Origin of the sequence: Marinobacter sp. SBS5 (assembly GCF_048285575.1) — a bacterium.
Lineage (GTDB): Bacteria > Pseudomonadota > Gammaproteobacteria > Pseudomonadales > Oleiphilaceae > Marinobacter.
In genome coordinates this window covers 166818-185515 of sequence record NZ_JBLWAZ010000003.1, presented here as the reverse complement: position 1 = coordinate 185515, position 18698 = coordinate 166818, and the positions used below count along the sequence as shown (strand labels likewise).

The 18698-nt window shown below is 49.5% G+C and carries 10 protein-coding genes; 4 read left to right on the top strand and 6 right to left on the bottom strand.

Annotated features, from left to right (window positions below):
* The first annotated feature begins 7 nt into the window (after positions 1-7).
* Both ACNQ6O_RS07905 and ACNQ6O_RS07900 read left to right on the top strand, forming a co-directional pair.
* Complete coding sequence (locus ACNQ6O_RS07905) at positions 8-1153, top strand: glycosyltransferase family 4 protein (RefSeq protein WP_418052696.1); 1146 nt, start codon at positions 8-10, stop codon at positions 1151-1153.
* A 215-nt stretch (positions 1154-1368) separates the two neighbouring features.
* The gene (locus ACNQ6O_RS07900; protein ID WP_418052695.1) at positions 1369-2499 is read left to right on the top strand and encodes an O-antigen ligase family protein; all 1131 of its coding nucleotides are present in this window, start codon (positions 1369-1371) and stop codon (positions 2497-2499) included.
* 474 nt (positions 2500-2973) lie between these two features.
* Here ACNQ6O_RS07900 and ACNQ6O_RS07895 read toward each other — a convergent pair whose 3' ends face one another.
* The 4 genes from ACNQ6O_RS07895 to ACNQ6O_RS07880 all read right to left on the bottom strand — a co-directional run bounded on the left by ACNQ6O_RS07895 (position 2974) and on the right by ACNQ6O_RS07880 (position 11112).
* Positions 2974-3939: a glycosyltransferase family 2 protein gene (locus tag ACNQ6O_RS07895; RefSeq protein ID WP_418052694.1), complete on the bottom strand. Its 966-nt coding sequence runs from the start codon at positions 3937-3939 to the stop codon at positions 2974-2976.
* A 60-nt stretch (positions 3940-3999) separates the two neighbouring features.
* The gene (locus tag ACNQ6O_RS07890) at positions 4000-5520 is read right to left on the bottom strand and encodes a lipopolysaccharide biosynthesis protein (protein WP_418052693.1); all 1521 of its coding nucleotides are present in this window, start codon (positions 5518-5520) and stop codon (positions 4000-4002) included.
* 1 nt (position 5521) lies between these two features.
* Positions 5522-6502: a glycosyltransferase family 2 protein gene (locus ACNQ6O_RS07885; protein WP_418052692.1), complete on the bottom strand. Its 981-nt coding sequence runs from the start codon at positions 6500-6502 to the stop codon at positions 5522-5524.
* Positions 6503-6606: 104 nt separating this feature from the next.
* Complete coding sequence (locus tag ACNQ6O_RS07880; RefSeq protein WP_418052691.1) at positions 6607-11112, bottom strand: kelch repeat-containing protein; 4506 nt, start codon at positions 11110-11112, stop codon at positions 6607-6609.
* 341 nt (positions 11113-11453) lie between these two features.
* Here ACNQ6O_RS07880 and ACNQ6O_RS07875 point away from each other — a divergent pair, with 341 nt between their 5' ends.
* Together ACNQ6O_RS07875 and xrt are read left to right on the top strand one after the other, a co-directional pair.
* Positions 11454-12278, top strand: a complete 825-nt coding sequence (locus tag ACNQ6O_RS07875; RefSeq protein ID WP_418052690.1) for a GNAT family N-acetyltransferase — start codon at positions 11454-11456, stop codon at positions 12276-12278.
* An 11-nt stretch (positions 12279-12289) separates the two neighbouring features.
* Entirely contained in the window at positions 12290-13834 is a 1545-nt protein-coding gene (gene xrt, locus ACNQ6O_RS07870; protein ID WP_418052689.1) for an exosortase, read from the top strand.
* A 50-nt stretch (positions 13835-13884) separates the two neighbouring features.
* Here the strand turns inward: xrt and ACNQ6O_RS07865 are convergent, their stop codons facing one another.
* Together ACNQ6O_RS07865 and ACNQ6O_RS07860 are read right to left on the bottom strand one after the other, a co-directional pair.
* Positions 13885-15753 carry a PA14 domain-containing protein gene (locus ACNQ6O_RS07865; protein WP_418052688.1) on the bottom strand — a complete coding sequence of 623 codons (1869 nt, stop codon included), beginning with the start codon at positions 15751-15753 and terminating at the stop codon, positions 13885-13887.
* A 244-nt stretch (positions 15754-15997) separates the two neighbouring features.
* Positions 15998-18685: a tetratricopeptide repeat protein gene (locus tag ACNQ6O_RS07860; protein WP_418052687.1), complete on the bottom strand. Its 2688-nt coding sequence runs from the start codon at positions 18683-18685 to the stop codon at positions 15998-16000.
* Positions 18686-18698 lie beyond the last annotated feature (13 nt).

Sequence of the window (18698 nt, the reverse complement as noted above, 5' to 3'; positions counted from 1 at the left end):
GAGCTCGATGGAAGATGGATTACAAAGGAAGGAGCAGATATTTCGAGTACTTCTCGTTGTAAGATGGCCTGTAGGGGGGATAAGAACATTTCTCAGGTACGTGTATCAGGAAATCGATGATGATCGCTTTCATTTTACCGTTGTGTGTGCTGATACTGACAACTCTAATGCTTTGCAGCATGAATTATCTGAGGTGTTTTCTTCCTGGGTTGTTTTTCCTGAAAATGGTTCAGAGGTTCGCGGTTGTTTCAATGTGGTGCGCAAGGTTCTGAAAAATGGTGACTTTAACCTGGTTCATGCGCATGGTTTTACTTCGGCGATTGCGAGTGTGTTACCTTCACGCTTAGCTGGCTTGCCAGTAATCTGCACATCTCACGATGTTCTCAATGCGTCCCAGTTCAGCGGTTTCAGTGGGTGGTTGAAAAAGCTCTTGTTGAGCCTAGCACTTTACAGCTGCAAGATAGTTCACTCGGTTTCTCGGGACGCGCAATCTAATCTTGCGCAAACCTTGCCGTTGACTCTTAGAACTTCTCAGTTGGTAATTCAGAACGGGATACAAGCCGCAAATTTTAGCGACGCAGAAAGGGTGGATTTAAAAGCAGACTTAGGCCTCTCAGAAGATCGCGTCTTGGTCGGATTTTTTGGTCGCTTCATGGCTCAAAAAGGCTTTTCTGTTCTGGTGGATGCTGTTGAGTATGTGAGAGCGCAAAACCCATCCTTGGGATTGAGCGTTGTTTGTGTGGGTTCAGGTGGTTTTATTCGAGAGGAGCAGTTATCTCTAAAGAAACGAGGGCTAGTTGATAGTTTTCACTTTCTTCCTTTTACGCCAAATATAGCAGGTTACCTAAAAGGCTGTGACCTTATTGCAATGCCCTCGCGTTGGGAAGCTTGTGGCCTACTAGCGATGGAGGCCCTTTGTGCGGGTACTCCGCTCGTTGCTAGTAAGTGCATTGGGCTTCGAGAGGTGCTGAATGATACTCCCGCGGTGTTGGTTGAAGTAGGGGATTTCGAGAGCTTGGGTAGGGGGATTGTTGAATGTTTAGAAAAGGGACGGCGGCCGTTTGGTGATTTCATGCATGAGGCTGTAAAACGTTATGACGTAAAGGATACAGCTGGTGCAATTGTGAAAATGTATGAGCAGGTACTTGGGTGAGGGGGGGCATATCAATAACTAGATCGAAGCATGGGGCAAGTGTCATAGAGAAAGAAACCCGCCTGCCTTTTGTACTTTATTTGGTATATCTGATCAGTTTTTTTCTTCATATACCAAACCGAATACCATTTTTTGGTGTGATAAGAATAGACTTTGTTTTGGTTGCGATAATATTCTTTCTTATCTGCTCATCTAAGGCGACGAATGGAACACGCTTGGATGACGCATCGAAGTTTTTGGTAGCAATATTATTTTATTCAATTTTAACAATACCCTTTGTAGAGTGGCCGGGGTCGGTTTTGTCCCACGGTTTGATTGCTTTTGTTAAAGGAGCAATTTTTTACTTTTTTACCGTAAAATTAATAATAAACGAAAATCGTCTTAAAAATGTTATTAGTTTGTTTGTGGTGTGCAATCTAATTCGTGTAGCAGAACCTTTGGTCTTGAATATTGCAACGGGTTATCTTGGATCTGCTACTCATTTGGGTGGGGGTGAATTTGCTGGACGTTTGTCTGGAGCACCGTCGGATATAGTGAATCCTAATGGGTTGGCTTTCATTATTTCTACCATAATACCGTTCCTTCATTATATATATGCGAAATCGAGTGGGAAAGCTTTGTGTATTTATTTTTTTATCCTTCCTATATTGTTGTATGCAATGGTGCTTACTCTTTCTCGTTCTGGCGTTATAGCATTAGGCATTATAGCAATTGGTATATGGTTAAAAAGTACTCATAGGTTTTCTTTCTTTTTGTTGGGCGCGATTGGGCTTTGGTTTATCTCTGAAAATCTTAGTGATGTCCAAAAAGATCGCTATTTTTCAATAGTAAGTGACGAGGCTCGTCAGTCGGCATCAGCTGAGGGGCGTATTGAGGGTTGGGTTGTTGATTTTAACGTAGCCATGAATCGACCTATAGTAGGTCATGGGTTGGGGACATCCAAAGAGGCAAATTGGAACGTAGCTGGGAAAGACCAGGTATCCCACATTTTATGGGCTGAAATATGGCAAGAAATAGGTTTGATCGGGCTTTCGTTATTTTTGTTTTATTTGTGGTCAATGATAAAGAATTTCTCGAACGCCGGAAGGCTTGTAAAAGAAAACCTAAAAACGGACGACTTTTTGTACCGTTGTGTGCAAGCGATGCAGGTTTGGCTTTTAATGAATTTTCTGTTTAGTTTTGCTAGCTATGGTCTAAAGAGTTATGAATGGTATTTCTTCGGTGGTCTGTCTGTTGTCGTCTTATCGATTGTTAGATCTAGAATTCTTTCGGAGGAAAGCGATAGCCAGCTAAAACCAGATAGATCTAGCGGGTTCAAGTTGGCGAGAAAAATAAGTAGATTTTAGATGATAGGATAGTTTTGACGATGGCATAGAAAGGGGTGATTCATTTTTAGTTTTAGTAATAATATCAGTTATCTTCTTGTATGTTAGGAGTGGTGGTGTAATGTCGCCTGATAAATATTTGTGCGATCATTTGGTGTTCACGTTAAAAATATTATAATCCCACTTTTATGTTGTGTCTGTAGGTGTTTAAGATTGGTTTTCTGGGGTATAAGAAAGAACGTCATAAGGATGTTTCGTTCTTTGATAATTCTCGTGTCGCCTGAAGTTTTAGCTAAATAATTGGGGTGGCGTTAATGCAAAAGCTAGAGTTTGTTTTTTGTTTTTAATGTGCTCTGTGCTGACGCTTGGTTGGTAAGTTTTTCGGTTGGTGCTACCGCTTACACGTTGTTATTTGGTGTTTTTGAGGAGTTTTCTCAAAAGCAAAAAAATCTTAAATTGATGCTCTTGGATGTCAGATGATTTTTAAATTTACCTTCAGTTTTTATTTTTTTTGGGGTTAAGTTTTAACGTTATTTTGATAAGTTGTAGGAGGTCATGACGAATATCATAGATCGATTTTGGTGGAAATGTTTGGTTGTATATTTTTAGTGCTGATCTTATTTGGCCTTTATTGATGAGGCACGACTGTAACTTTCGAAGGTATTGGGTGACTCTGTTAGTCAAGCACCTGTTCAAGTGATAATCTTTTTCTATTTTACTTAAATGCGACCTGCTCATCACTAAGTTTTTTAGCATGCGTTCATTATCATTACTCATGTTGCTGTTATGTAGTCGGCGTTCAAATCCTATGTCAGGGTGAATGATAACCTGACCATGAATCGCTATGCGGTAAATTAAATGGAAATCTTCACAGGCAGTTAACGTTTCATCGAACCCTTGCTCCTGCTGCAGGTATCCAGACCGAAAAACCGGCGAAGACGCGATGGAGAAGTTTTCATCGATCATAATGCGCCTACACTCCTCAGAGGTTAGAGCGAAGCTTTTACTTTGATTATGCTCCACATACGAAGAAAAAATAGGGCAAGTGGAAAAGTGATCCGCGGAGTGCTTATTTTCCTTGAAATTGCGGTAGTTGATAACACTCATTACGGCATCGGGATTGGCCAACAATGCTCCTACTTGCGTCTCAATTTTTTCTGGCAGCATTATGTCGTCAGCATCGAAGAAAGTAACAAAATCGCCTTTTATTTTTTTTAATCCTGTATTTCGAGGGGATGCGCAACTACCACTATTTTCTTGGTAGTAATAATCAACCCGAGGTGAGTACGCCTTTACAAGGTCCGCGGTGTTATCTGTAGATCCATCATCAACTACAATGATTTCAAGGTTTTTGTAGGTTTGGGCCAAGATGCTGTCCAACGTTTCACGGATATATTGAGACGCGTTGTAAGCTGCGATCACAATTGAAACAAGTGGTTTGGAGTTGGTTGTATATTCCATTTTTTATCCCGGCGATTTGTTGCTGCGCAAAGGTTAGCTTTGTTTTGATTTTATCTTTGCTCAGAGCAATAGCTTGAGTCGGTGCCCTGGAATGACCTTGCGAAGTTCGCTTTTTTCCGGAGCTGAAAAGCCTAGTTTTATCCCCGTCGCCGCAGTGATTGCCGTCATTAGCGCTGCAAAGGCGAAGATCTGGCCGTAACTCTCGGGCTTTACACTGGCATGTACCCATAGGTACATGCCTACGAGAGGTAAGGTTGTTGCTGTTATTGGACGAATCAGACAAAGGTAATAGTCTTTCACAGGCATTTCGATAGCGCGACAAGCAAGTGTTGGAAGAACGAACAGGCGAAGGGCTAGCAGCGGTATCATGGTGCCTAGGGCAACGCCGATCAAACCATAGTATTGAACCAAAATCAGGCTTATCGCCAAGTTAAGGCCAACTTCCACTACATCAATTTTCGCCACGATGCTGTGCTTGTTGGCGGCGTACATAGCAGAGTTTAGAGGGTGGTTGGCGAAACCGATCATTCGACCAATCAACAGTATCACCATCACCCAGTAGGCTTCTGTGTAACTTGGCCCCATCCAGCGATTGATAAAGGCATCGCCGAATATCACCAACCCGCCGCCAGCAATGAGCGCTAGTACAAGATTGAGCCGGGTGATAAACAGCAGTTTTGAGTGCAGCTCGCTGGTGTCTTCTTTGGCGTGGTAGGCCGTAAAAATTGGCACGAACATGTTTGTCGCCTGGCTCAGAAACTGGGCGACATAGTCAACCAATCGCAAGCCAATCGCATAGGGCGTTACGCTCGCAGCAGAAAGAAATCCCGCAATTACAAAATTGTCCACGTTGTTTCGCATCTGGTAGGCAATCGCAATCACGAATGACCAAATGCTGTATTTGAAAAGTTCTTTACTGTTGTCTCGGGATGCCAGAGACCAGGAAAGCTTTAGACCGGGGAAGGCCGATTTACAGATCAGGTAATAAAGAATATTGGATATTCTGGCAGTACAGAACGTGATGACCGCGAGGGCGACGATGCCATAGTCATTCGATATGAACCACCAAGTCAGTGCTGCCCCTAACAGGGTCATGACAATCCGCACGATGGCTACTTGGTGAAAGCGGAGCTTTGCGTTGGCAACTCCGGCCAGGGCGTTAAAGGGAAACTCTAAGGCTACCGATACGCCGATGATTAGTACAAGCCATTGGATAATATCCTTATCGCTTTCGTTATCTATAAACCCTCGGCTAACGAAACTCGCGGCTATGCTCACGAGTATGATGACAAGCGCGATGGCAATATAAATGGCCAGTGCGGTATTGATGGTGACGTTAGCCTGTTGGTCGTCGTTGATACCAAAGGCGCGACTGACATATCGGGTGACCGCGCTGGCCATGCCCATGTCAAAAAGGTGATAGGCCGCAGCTAGGCTTCCTACCACAGTCCAGAGGCCGTACCAATGGTCGCCGAGCTCATGAATCAGGAATGGCATCATAAAGAAGGCGACGATGATGCTGACAAAGGTTTGAGAAACCCTTGTAACGGACCCTTTTAAAAGTTCAGTGGCGGTCGACACGTTAGCTGCTGCTACCTGATGCTTTTAGTTGTTTAAGTTGGCCTAGTAGGAAGGGGGGAAGGCAGGCGAGAAGTAAGTAAAAAAGACTTTTTCGGTCTTTACGTTTGATGAGCGCCTTGATCAATGCTTTTCGGGCTTGGGGCATCTGCTGTTGTTTGAAATGCGAGTAGCCAACTTCAAAATGAAATCGTCCTATCCTTTGTCGCAGGTGATTGAGTGATACCGAATCGCCTTCGTGGTACTGCATCATCTTTTCAGTGCAGGCAATCAGGCCGGGTGCCCGGTCTTCGATTTTGCGGAGCGAAATGCTACCGGAGCGGACGCGGTAATGATGAAAGATAGTGGGGATGTAGAGAAAGTCGTATTGGCTTGCGACAGCTTGCCACATCAGATAATCGTCTGAATTTCGCACATCCTCATCGAAACCGCCTACGTTCTCAAAAACCGTGCGCCGAATGGCCACTCCAGACGTGCCCAAGTAATTTGAAATCGCTAGCCCTTTCAATGCATCTGGAGCTTTGATCAGGAAGGCGTTGTCGGTTACTCCGGTTTTCTCAAGGTTATAGAGAGTTTGATAAGGGGCCAGAAAGTCGGGGTTGATAACAGAGTCCTGCTCATCGATACAGGCAAAACCAGTAAATGCGAGCCCGGCTTGTGGGGCTTGTTCCATGCGCTCTATAGTTGTCGCCAGCTTACCCGGCAGCATGATGTCGTCTGAATCGAAGATGAAGATGAATTCGCCTTGAGCTTTTTTTATTGCCCGGTTTCGTGGGATGGCGGGCTTACCGCTATTCGGTTGGTGATAGTAGCGAATTCTAGGGTCTTCATATTGATGGATTATTTGGGCGGTATCGTCAGACGATCCATCGTCAATGATGATGACTTCGAAGTCCTGAAATGACTGGCTCAGGATCGAATCAAGTGTTTTTCTGATATATTGCCCCGCGTTAAACGCGGGGACAATGATTGAAGCTCTTGGCATTTGCGTCCTTGCCACTTCAGAGGATGTTATGTTGCCTAAAGTATAGCCAGTTTCAATGGTGTTCGATAGGCAAAGCAGTTAGTACCTCTGAGTGTTCTCTGGATTCAATATCTCAGGGCTTCCATTGAGCTGGTATACGATGACCCAGCCGTTGCGCCGCCTCCCATTATGAACAGAGTGTCGTTGATCGTTGCTGCCGCTGCGCCATGTTTGGGTGTTGGAACATTTGTTAAAGGGCGCCAGGTATTGGTCGTGGGGTCGTATTCTTCATTCTGCTCAAACACCCCACTTGTGTTGTTAGCATTAAATTCGCCGCCCGCTACCTGGATTTTGCCTCCGATGACACCGACGCTCATGGTACGTCTTCCTGTTGGCATTGGTGCCATGTTAGCCCAACTGCCAGCGGCGGGGTCGTACATTTCTACGGTCTTCATTGCACCCTCGATCGTATTGCCGTTAGCTTCACGATGGCGCCCGCCAAAGACGTAGATCTTATCGTTGATCACCGCCGAACCCGGGTTGTCACGAACATACGTCAGTGGTTGGGCGAGCTGCCAAGTGTTGGCGATTGGGTTGAACGCTTCCACCGTATTTAACGAGTTCCCTGCAGACCCCATGCCGCCAATGATGTAGATGGTGCCGTTAACAGCTTGTGCGGTAGCGCCACCTCTAGCGGTTGGCATGTCAGGAAGTGCGGCCCAGGCGTTGGTGGATGGGTCGTAAACCGAACTGTTGGCCACTGCGCCGGAGAATGGGGCTGTCGATCCGCCAAATACGTACAGCATGCCGTTGTGTGCTGTAACTGCCGGGTTTTCAACGCCAGCGCCGGGTAGCGGCGCACCTTGGTTCCAACTATCTGTAGCCGGGTCATAAATGAGTAGGGTATTTAGGTGTCCGCTGTTGTTTTTACCACCTACAGCATAGAATTTACCGTTAATGCCTGCCCCGGAGGCATCAAGTACCGCTATGGGTGCCGGTGCCTTAGATTCCCAGCAACCCAGGCTTACGGGTTTCAGAGCAGTAAGGTTACCGCCGCCGAACTCTCCGACAAACAGGTTGCCGGTTGGAGATTTGGTCATTGGCAGCGGGTCGTTAAAGCCGGTTACCAAGGGGCTGCCTTCGACGCCGTAATTGCCTGTGCTGTCGAGTTTGACCCGGAATATATCGTCTCCCACCGAGTAGTTCGTAATCAGTAGTTGGCCATTCAGATAATCGCCCACGCATCCTTGACCGCCTTGGTATTCAATAATGGCGTTCGCAGATTTATGCTCGCCAAGGATATAGGCAGGTTCCTCGTAATTGGGCAGTGGCGCAACATTCTGATAGGAACCGTCTTTAAATACGCACTCATCACGATGCGGGTTGGGATGGCCATAGTAGGCGCCTTGCTTAACAAGCAGCAGCAGGTCAGGTTGGGCACCGGGGTTGTGACCGCCGTTCTGATAACTCGCTGTACTCGCGAGACCAAGGCACTGGGGCTCCGGTTTTGGAGGGAATGTGCCGGTCACACCAAGACCATTGTCGGTCGCGTACATGTTTCCGTTGGTATGAAATGCGAAGTCGTAGCTGTTACGGAGGCCTGTTGCATAGGTGGCGACATCGCAGGGTGGCGGCCCGAATAGGTCGTTGGTGTTGTTGCAGGAACCATCAAAGTTTGCAGCGAACACGTCCGCTACCAGAATCGCCGCACTCAAAGGCTGCTCTTGCATTTGTCCGAATTCAGAGTTCGATTCGTTCGGTGCGCCAGCGCCAGTATTTCCGCCGATGGCAATATAGAGGCGGTTATCATCCGGGCCGAAGTGTATGGAGTTGATGGAGTGATTGGCAATTGCCCTCGGCAAGCCGGTAATGACGTGCTCAACCGTTCCGAATCCTTGGCCACCAATGCGGGTTACCATGCCGGAGTTTGGCTCGCCATTATCAATGGACGGGCTGCTATGGGCGACCCACAGTTCTATGTCGTTAGCAGTCGAGTAGGGCGAGACGGTAATTCCAAGTGTCAGCCTTGGGCCCAAATCGTTCTCAAGTGCGTTGATGACTTCGTCGCCGATAACGTTGAGTTCGTCGTCAAAAGTTAGCGCGCGAATGGTGCCGAACAGCTGGGTTACGTACAGGCGATCGTCGGGACCCCAGACCATCGATGTCGGGTAGTCGATATTGTATTGACGTTTTATGAAGTCGACACCGGAATTAGGTGCTAGCGGAGCCTCTCCCTCTTGCAGAGTGAATTCGTTAAAACGATAGATCATGGGGGCAGACGCATGGCGATGCGTTGCAAAAATACCGGTGAAACTGCGAGTACCTATTTCAGGATCGATACCCGCCGCGTCGAAGCTGAAGAACTCATCGGGCGGGAATACTGTCGCGAGTTTGTAGGTTGAACCGCCATTAAGGCTGTAGTTCAGATCGACGCTCCGGGAGTAAGGGTCTACGATAAGGCCAAATTTAGCATCCGAACCAACAAGCCCTGCAACGGAGACGTTTTTCTCGATTAGTTTTTGCCCATTTACCTCCAGCAAGTAATGGAGAACGGTCCCGCTGGGCGTAGAGGCTGCCACCAACTTAAGGTAGTTGTCCTCGTCATTTCCGAACCAGAGCCCAGCTTGCTCATACTTGCCAGTACCTTGGGGAATATCCAGTACTTGAGTGGTGATCCGGGTGATTTGGTTGGGTGCGGCAAAGCCGACCGCCATAGCATTATCCAGAGAATTAACGCCCCCGATATTCAGGCCGGATGTTGTGGTCAGCTCCAAATAACCCTGCAAGAAAAACATCTCTAGGTTGTTCTGAATGTAGCCGGTTCCAGCCGTAGGTTTGTCCACCCAGGTAAAGCCCGTGCCCCATCCATTTTTGTCCATGTAGTATCCTTGGCTTTCTGTGAAGCTGAGTTGGTAAGGCAGGTCTACGCGAACATCGCTGCATTGCACGGGGGCGCATTTGTCGGAGCTTGCGACGGTCAGTTGAACGGGCACATTGACAGGATCTCCACTGGCAGGGCTGAGGGTAACCACGCCACTGTAATTTCCTGATGCCAAGCCGTTGGTATCAACCGACACTGAAATGTCGTCAGGCGTAGTGGAGTTTGATGGCGAGGCTGACAGCCAGAGTTCGTTGGTGCTGACAGTAAAGGCGGTAGCTTGGTTGCTAGTATGGCTGACGGAAACCGTTTGGCTTGCCGGAATGGAATCGGGAGCGGCGGTAAATGATAGCGAGCTAGGTGCAGCGAGCAGCCCTTGAGGGCCATCGGTAACTGTCAGCGAGTAATTAAGCAGTGCGGATTCATAGCCGGAAGCGGAAGCGGTAACCGCCGCATTGTAGGTGCCTGCGGGCAGGCCGGTTGGGTCTGCGGTCACCGTTATTGTGGCGGGTGTGGTACCCGAATCACCTATGGCAGATAGCCAACTTTCGCTCGAGGTTAAATTGAATACGGCCCCTGAGCTGTCACTGTCGGTAAGAGTCGAGCTCGAGACAATTGGGTCGGGGTTATTAACATGCCTAGAGCCCGCTAGAGACGACGGCGCAAAAGCTAAAAAGACAGAGTTGTTGGCAACGTCAAAGAATTCAGTGACTTCATGCGTTGAACCATCGTTAAGTCTGATCACAGCGGTGACGGTATGGGTATCGTCAGTTAGCTGAGTCGTATCGAACGCTTTTGCTTGATCGTTGGTTGCCGTACCGGCCAGGTCATACGGAGCGACGTTTTCTGTCTGGTTAGGCGATCCATTCTTTTGCGGGTTATCAATATAGAACTGGACGCGAGTCATGTCCGGTTGCTCGGGCACGAAGACATAAACGTTACCGGCTAATGAAGCGCCTCTGAGCGAAATGGCAGAAGAGCGATCAGGATCACTGCTCACCATCAAAGAGTATGTACTCGACGGTTCTGGCACGACATCTAATGTGACAAGCAAGCTATCACTGTTCGCACTGTTACTGTTCGCGGTGACTTGGGCGCTGTATTGCCCGGGAGGCAAGCCGGAGGGGTCTGCCGTCAGGTTAATGCTTTGAGGTGTTGTGCCGGAGCTTGGCGTGACAGCAAGCCAGGTTGCGTTATCGGATAAGGTAAAGGATACCGGGTTTGAGTCTGATGTCTGCAATGACACGGCCTGAGAAGAGGTCGTTATGCTTCCTTCCTGGGCTGAGAAGGTCGCCGTTGATTGACTGAATTCCAATGCAGGGGCGGCGTTGTATACGGTAAACGCTGATGATATGAGCTGAGATGTGCCGTCGTTGTACCGTACGGTGGCGTAGATGCTGTGTTGGCCGTCGTTTATAGAGTTGGTGTCATACGGCTTGGCGGTATCGTCAGCCTCGGTTCCGTTGAAATCGAAAGGTTTTACGTTCTCAACGCTAAATGTTCCTGATGGCGGCGCCGAGTCTAGGTGAAACTCAACGCGTTTAACGTTGGTATCCGGCGAAATAAAGATATAACGAACTCCGTGAAGTTCGGCCCCGGCCAATTGCAGCGGTGCTGAGCGGTCCGGGTATTCGCTGACTAGTATGTTGGGAGCAGCAAGAAGCGGGGAACTGGATAAGGCACTGAATAGAATTAGAAGAAAAAACGCTAGCAATCTACTGCGGGCTGGTAATACCTGGCTCAGAAAGCTCATGCTTTATATCCCCCGAAACGGTCAAACGTCCTTTTCGTTGATAGCAGCATGAGAAGTGCCAGATTATAACTTCACCAAGCATAACAGTGTGATACTCTGCTGGAGACGCTGTTAATTTAAGCAGTGTGTAAGAATTTCTGACAAACAAGCAGCCTCAGGGCGTGCTATTTTTCTCTGTAACTTACTCATGGACGATATAGGTTGTGAGCCTATTTCAGAGCAGCGCTTGGCAAAAGACATGGTGGGAAATCTGGGGAAGCACTCCCGGGTTCAGATTGGTGATGCCAGGAGGGAGCCTCCGTTGTGGACTATACCTTGACCAGTACCACTGGCGCATCGCGGTGCCGATTCGCTGCCTGCAATTTGTCGGCACCAACTATCGGCGGATTTCCACACCTAGAACCGAATACAATGATTTAACATCGTTTTATGACGGTCTGGAGGCAGATGATAAGCTCTCAGACCTGCCATGGAACGAAGCCGTTTTTCGCGACCTCATCGATTTCTCTCCAGGCGTGAGCCGTTTGCGCCAGCTTTGTCGCGAGCGTGGCTGGTTGTTGCGAACCGTCCATCACGACACGTCTTATCAGGTTACGACCGATAAGACGTTTAAGGACTATCTTGCCAGTCTTGGTCCGAATACGCGTTTGCGCTTGTTTAACCGTAGAAAGGTACTGGAAACACTTGGTCAAATCCAGATAGAGAACTATTGGCCAAATAAGGTAGAGCCCTTCTTTCGTCGACTGAATGAGCTTCACATCGATCGTTGGGGCGAGCCCTGTTTCGGTCCCGACAGTCTCGGTTTTCATTTGCGCTTCTTGTCTAGGATTGCTGAAGAAGGCGGACGGCCGGAGTTGTCTGTTCTATCCTGTGATAAGGAGGGTATATCGCTCCTGTACAATGTGACCTACGAGGGTAGGGCATACAATATCCAAGCTGGTTTTATCGAGGGATTCCATCGCAAACTGGCCTTAGGCACGCTGCACTTGGGCTACTGTATTGAATCGGCGTGTTCGGCTGCTGATGTAGACAGCTTCGACTTGTTGGCGGGTGAGGGTAAGAATGAAAATTACAAAAAACGCCTCGCCAACCGGGAGGTGCCGATGGTTTCTATGATGGTCGTGCGTGGGCGGTTGCTGAAGCTGTTGTACAGGCTTAAACATTGAGATGGGATAACATGGAACGTTTGAATTCGAATGCCGGCTATGACTGGCTGATGCCCTTGGCTGTCATCGTCATTTTGTTTGTAGGTCTGTGGCCGGCACTAGAAGTATTATCGGAGCGGTGGTTAAAGTTTGATGAATCCTATTCCCATGGGTTCATGGTGCTTGCGGTTAGTCTTGCGTTGACGCTAAACAAGTGGATCCGCTTGCGGCCAAGTGCGGGGGTCTATTCATTTTGGCTCTTGCCGTTAAGTGCAGCTGCGTTGGTTTATCTTGCTGGTTCGGTTTTGTTGATTGAGGCCGTAGAGCAACTGGCCATACTCCCTTTGTTAATTGGCTCTCTGCTTCTGATCTGGGGGTGGGAGCAATCGAAACCATTCTTCCTACCGCTCGGGCTTGTAGCCTTTACGATACCCATCTGGGACTACCTGTCCTGGACACTGCAAGTGATCACGGTATGGGTAAACGATTTCCTGCTGTCTTTCTTCGATATTGAATTTTATGTCGAGGGCATTTTCGTCTACTTTCCAAATGTTGGAGCCTTTGAGATTGCGCATGGCTGCTCTGGGCTGAGGTATTTATTGGTTGGCCTGACTCTCACCGTTCTTTATGGTGAGTTGAATTATTCGAGAGTCCGAACTCGAGCTGTCTTGGTGGCTGCCGGTGTTCTTTTGGCGCTGGTGGCTAATTGGATTCGAGTTTTCGTGATCATTTATATGGGTTACGAATCGAACATGACCTCCTCTCTGATCAATGAGCATGATTTTTTTGGTTGGTGGGTGTTCGCCGGAACTTTGTTGCCTCTTTTTCTTTTTGCCCGATGGCTTGAGGGAACCGAACAAGCACCTGTCAGCTCTCATGGTGTGATTGAAGGCTCAGCCAGAGCAACGAGAGGCCTGATGCCGGTTGCCGTTTTGGTGTTCGCGCCACTGACCGTGTTTTCGGTGATGGCTCTTAGTTTGGATTCTCGGGATCACCAGGAGCAGCATGCCGAGGCGTTGCCTTCTTTAGAGCCGTTGCTTGATCGTGATCACTGGCTACCATTGTTCCGATCTACCTTAAACGGCTGGGAGCCTGTCATTCGTAATCCTGACTCGTCGCGTGTGGATGTATACCTGGAGCGTGCTAGTGCATCAGAAGCTGAAGATTCACGCTTGGAGGTACTCAGTAGCCTCTATGTGTATGCCTTTCAAAGACCAGGCAGTGAACTGGTCAGCTATAGTAATCGCTTGTTTGACAGTGCGTTGTTTATACCGGAAGAAACGTTCGAGGTTAATGCAGGCGAGGGGGTTACGTTGCGAGGCATGCGGTTGAAGCTCAGACAGTCTAACGCTTACATCTATGTGGCCTTTGGTTACTACGTTGAGGGCCGCTGGGAAAGCGATGAGCTGCGCGCAAAGTTGGCGCAAATCCCCGGCATATTCAATGGGCGGACAGATGCTTCGTTGCTGGCGCTGGGTGTGTCTTGTGGGCAGTGTGATGGTCGGGAAGTGCTGAACAAAGTCATGCCCATGATGCGAAAGCGGGCCGAACATCAACTCGATGGCTTAGCAAAATAGGTCGATTGGCCGCTCGGAAACGAACGGCCAATCTCGGTGAAGCTCATATGTTATTTAATCTCTCCAGAGACAACGTCTGAGGGTGGGCTGCTGAGTCCTGCGGTATCGACTACTTGTATTGAAAAGTACCAATTGCCGAGCTCGAGGTTCTCAAACGTGTAAGAGGTTTGATCTCCGCTGACTTGCTGGGTCCGGTCAAGGTTTGACGAACTCTGGCCGTAGTTAATGGTGTAAGAGTCTATTTCACTCAGCGAGATAGAGCTACCATCCAGGCGCGTTAAAGGCGCGGTCCAGCTTAGAGTTAGCGAGTTGATTGCAGGGTCATCGGGTACAGCAGGAGGTGGTGTAGTGGAGCCGCCTGTATCAGTGCTGCCGCCGGTGGATGAGCCCGGAGTTTCTACGGTCTCGAGAGTGAATGGATCCAGTGCGCTTTCATACGCTTGTATATTCGTCAGCCCCTCTGAATTATTGACGTTGCTCGCGTCTGGAATCCAAGGGCTCAGGCCATGCTGAAGCTCCCAAGTATCTGGAATCTGGTCGCCGTCAGTGTCTTGCGTGCTTGACCCGGAGTTGTCGAGGGTGGATACCGTTTCTGCCGTAGACAGCGTCTGCCCTGTGTTCAGGTTGGTAGCTGAGTATTCAGCTACGGCACTTCCTACTCCTTCGAAGTACTCGATGGTCAGGTTAAGGCGTTGGCCTGCCTCGAGTGATTGATCATAGGAGTACTGGGTAGTTGGCCGTTCGGTCCAATCGTCGATAACCAACTTTCCATCGGCATACAGGCGCACACCATCGTTGGTGCGGACTGTGAAGCGGTATTGATTGGTGCCACTCGTATGGGGCGCGGTAAAGGTGCCGTTCCAGCGTACGCTGAAGCGGTCGTCGGGCATGTCAGGGCGTGGTTGGCCTCGGCTCCAATTAAAGTTCACGGAGTCTTGTACTTCTACAGCAACCAAGCGTTGGAAATCCGATCCTTCAAAATACTGGGCCGTGAAACCGGCGACTGCGGTCGGCTCTGCCGGAGCTGGCGTATCGTTGGCATCGTTTACCGAAGTGCCGGCGATGTGCTCTTCAAGATTGGTGAAACCATCGCCGTCCATGTCGTCGGATGCATCGGTTTTGTCCAATGGATTTAGGCCGTATGCATACTCAGCACCATCGGGAATGCCATCTCCGTCTGTATCGGGATTGTTTTCGCTAGTACCTATCAAAAACTCATCGGCACTGACTAAGAAGTCTCCGTCCGGGTCGCTAGTACCGTCATTCGGGTTTTGAGGGTCTAGGCCATTCAATATTTCCCAATTGTCGTATAAGCCGTCTTTGTCTTGATCTGCTGGTGGGAACTGAGGATTGAACGCCAGGCCGTTCTGCCCATCAACAAAACCGACGCGATAGCCGAGGTTGTAGGCTTCGCCGCTGCTTTGAGAGGTGTCTTCTGTGGTTTGTGCCCAACTTGCGATATAGGCACTGCTAATCACAGATTGAGCGAACCCGGGGCCCTCCCAAGCCACAGAAAAATGATCACCACCTCCGCCTTCTTTGTGTCTTATCTCAAAGTAATAGAGTTTGTCTGCATCGAGGGAGATGATTCCCGAGGTTTGAGAAGAATACTTGCCGTATTCATTAGCTCGGGTCCAACCAGGTATTGACGCGACGGTGCGAACTTCTTCCGGTCGGTCACTGGTACTGAGGGCAAACTCGGCGTTGTCGTCGGCGGTCATGAAAAATTGGTAGTCGCCACTGGCTGGCGGTACGATAAAGCCCCTTACAAAGCTGCCGTAGTTATCCCCTCGGCCGTCGGCGATACTCAATTCAGTTAATTCTTGGGTGACGTCAGGGTTGTCAGGGAATTTAGCGCTGCTTACAAGGTTTGAGAGTGAGGTCCCGGAAATTCCATCGTAATACCGGATCTCGACCATGCCGGGTGTTATCTTATCGGGGATAGCGGCTGTGGGGGGCAGCCTCCCGAGTTGCCAGCTCTGACAGCCGCTGATGATGATTATGGCGCTTCCAAGACTCAGAACCCTGTAAACAGACATAGATCACCCAGTTCGCTGATTGAAAATAGTCTAATGAGTATTGTTGATCAGCATATAAGCCGCCACTTGCCGATTGGAACGTTTTGGTATTGTGGCGACCTTATTAGACCGTATTCCTCTTTTGTTAGCTGTCGTTCATCAGTGCTTTTGCTTTTTCGTGCATACCTGCGGCCTTGTAAGCTTCGGCTAGGTGCATCGCTATATCTTGGGAGTCGGGGTCTAGGCTATGTGCTTTCTCGAGTGCTTCCAGGCTTTTCTTCAGGTCGCCCGCTTCAAACAATATCCATCCATAAGTGTCTGCGATGGCGGCATTTTCAGGTGCTAGTTCAAACGCCCTTCTAGCAAGCTTCGTAGCCTGTTTATCGCCTTGCTCATAATATAGCCACGCCAAGTTGTTCAGCACCAGAGGATTGTCAGGGTTGATTTCCATCAGGGCTTGATAGCGCTTGATGGCTTCATCGGGCTGGTTAAGCTGTTGATGGGTCATCGCCAAACTTAAAAGGATGGGCTGGTTGTTGGGGAATTGCTGGGAAGCCGCGCGCAGAGAGTCCAGTGCCTTTTGGCTTTGCCCAGATCGGGCCAGAGCGCGCGCGTGGGCCACTTCAAGTTCCGGGGTACGACGTTTCGCGAGCGCTAGTTCGTACAGTTCGGCAGCCTGCTGGTGTTCTCCGGAGTTTTCGTAGAAGTTGGCTTCAACCTGATAGGGAGCAGGGGAGTCAGGGTGATGCTGCTTAACGTCTTGTAGAGCATCTCGCGCTTCTGAGGTGTTGCCTTGTTGGAACTCAACGGCAGCCAGCTTCAGCGATATGCTTTCAGATTCCGGGAACAGAATGCGGCCTCTATTAAGAATCTCTAGCGCTCGTTCTGAATTGCCACGCTGAGCCATCTGGGTGGCAATGCCTTCATAGACAGTGGCCACCATGGCCTCGCTTGGGCTGGGTTCGTCTTCCTGCTCGCGTTCCATGAGTTGGGCTGTGAGTTCATCTGCCCGGGTTGCGTTATTGTTGATCAAAGCAGACTCAAGCATCACAAGGCGGGGGCCTGTGGCTTGCGGGTTCTTATCGTTTACTTTCTGCATGAAGGCTGTGAGCTCTTCACGGCCCATGGTGGCAGAGGCCGCCTGAATGGCGGGGGCGTGGTCAGGGTCAAGAGTAATGGCGTCTTTGTAGTACTCTACAGCTTGTTCCGTGTTGTCTTTGCTGCGTGCAAAGTCGCCCAGCGCCACCAACGGTGCAGGGTCGTTGGGAGCTTTGGCTTGAGCTGCTTTGTAGTATTTTTCAGCCTCGGCAGGTTGCTTCAGGCTGTTCGCCAGGTGGCCTCGCGCGAGCAGGGCACGGATGCTGTCAGGGTTTTTCTCGAGCCAGCTGTCCAAGGTTTTCCGGGCGCTAGCCGCATCGCCTGAAAGTGCTTGGACTCTTGCGGTTAGGAGCTGTGCTTGCAGGGCTTCGTTGGCATCTTTTGGAATTTTACTCGCTTGTTCGAGCGCAAGCTCGTGCTCGTTCATCTGGGCTAAATAGACCGAGTAGCGAAGTCTGAGATTGTAATTTTTTGGGTCTTGCTCAAGGGATTTCTCGAGCAGCTGGCGGCCCGTTTGGTCGTCGCCCGATGCGAGTGCGGCGATGCCCACTAAAGCCAGCGTTTGCGGGTCTGAATCTTTGTTGTCGATATTTTTCAGAAGGGATTGCGCGCCTTGCGGGTCGCGCATTGAGATTCGTGTAGCGGCCAACAGCTTGCGGACTCCATCGGCATCTTCCGTATTCGCCAGAGGCTCGAGTAGCTTTTCAGCTTCTTCAGCCCGCCCTTGTCGGAATCGAACAACACCCAACATGAGTGTGCTTTGTTGATGACCTGGCGCCTGATTCAGTACTTCTTGTAGGTAGCGGCTTGCTGTATCGAGATCGCCTTCTGTATAGGCTGCAGCTGCAGCTTCAAGGTTACTTTTGATGGTTCCCGGAGCAGACTTCGCCAAGATTTCTTCGTAAACAAAGGCTTCAGCCGATTTGCCTTGCTGACGCAAGACAGTCACGAGTGCGGAGATGGTTTGGTACTTTTGGAAGGTCATGACATCGTACTGGCCGATCGTCTCAAGCGCTTGGATATACGCTTGTTCGGCTTGTGCCCAGTCACCTTGTATATGAGATAGCTGGGCCTTCCAGAGCCAGACATCTTCGTGCTCTACGTCTATGCCTTCAGCGTGGGCCAAGTGTGTTTTCGCTAACTCGAAATTTTCGCGAGCTGCTGCCACCCGGGACAACCCGATGTGCGCTATCGCGTTGTTAGTGTGGTTGGTAAGGGCTTCTTGGTAGGCCTGTTCAGCTTTCTCTAGATGGCCACTAGCTAGCCAAGCCTTGCCCCTCAGGTTGTCTGCTTCTAGCGATTGGTCAGGTGACGGAGACTTAAGCTGTTTAAGCGCTTCCAGAGCGCCTTCCGTTTTACCGCTCAGCACACGTGCTTTGGCTCGTATCAGGGCAGCTTTATTTATATCGGCTTGAGTAAGCTGATCGGCTCCGATTTCCTCTACGAGCTTATTAACTTGACGCTCTGCATTCGCGCCATCACCAGCGGTCAACAAGTTGTCGATAATAACGAAGTAGGGCGCAGGTCGTGTTGGCTGGAGTTGTATGGCGCTTCTGGCTTCTATGGTGCTCGCTTTGAGCTCACCTTGTCTTTGAAAGAAGCGCGCTTGGTCAACATGGCTGATGTACTGAATGTCTTCTTGAGACATGTCAGATTCGTCGCTGCAGCCTGTCAGGCCTGCTGCTGCAATGGCCACTGAAAGTAGTGACGCGCGCACAATGCTGTTCATGGTCATGCCCTGTTCCTTG

Excerpts from the sequence above, each read along its gene's own strand:
- ACNQ6O_RS07905 (WP_418052696.1), top strand. The coding sequence starts at position 8 with ATGGAAGATGGATTACAAAGGAAGGAGCAGATATTTCGAGTACTTCTC.
- ACNQ6O_RS07895 (WP_418052694.1), bottom strand. The coding sequence starts at position 3,939 with ATGGAATATACAACCAACTCCAAACCACTTGTTTCAATTGTGATCGCA.
- ACNQ6O_RS07885 (WP_418052692.1), bottom strand. The coding sequence starts at position 6,502 with ATGCCAAGAGCTTCAATCATTGTCCCCGCGTTTAACGCGGGGCAATAT.
- ACNQ6O_RS07880 (WP_418052691.1), bottom strand. The coding sequence starts at position 11,112 with ATGAGCTTTCTGAGCCAGGTATTACCAGCCCGCAGTAGATTGCTAGCG.
- xrt (WP_418052689.1), top strand. The coding sequence starts at position 12,290 with ATGGAACGTTTGAATTCGAATGCCGGCTATGACTGGCTGATGCCCTTG.
- ACNQ6O_RS07865 (WP_418052688.1), bottom strand. The coding sequence starts at position 15,753 with ATGGTCGAGATCCGGTATTACGATGGAATTTCCGGGACCTCACTCTCA.
- ACNQ6O_RS07860 (WP_418052687.1), bottom strand. The coding sequence starts at position 18,685 with ATGACCATGAACAGCATTGTGCGCGCGTCACTACTTTCAGTGGCCATT.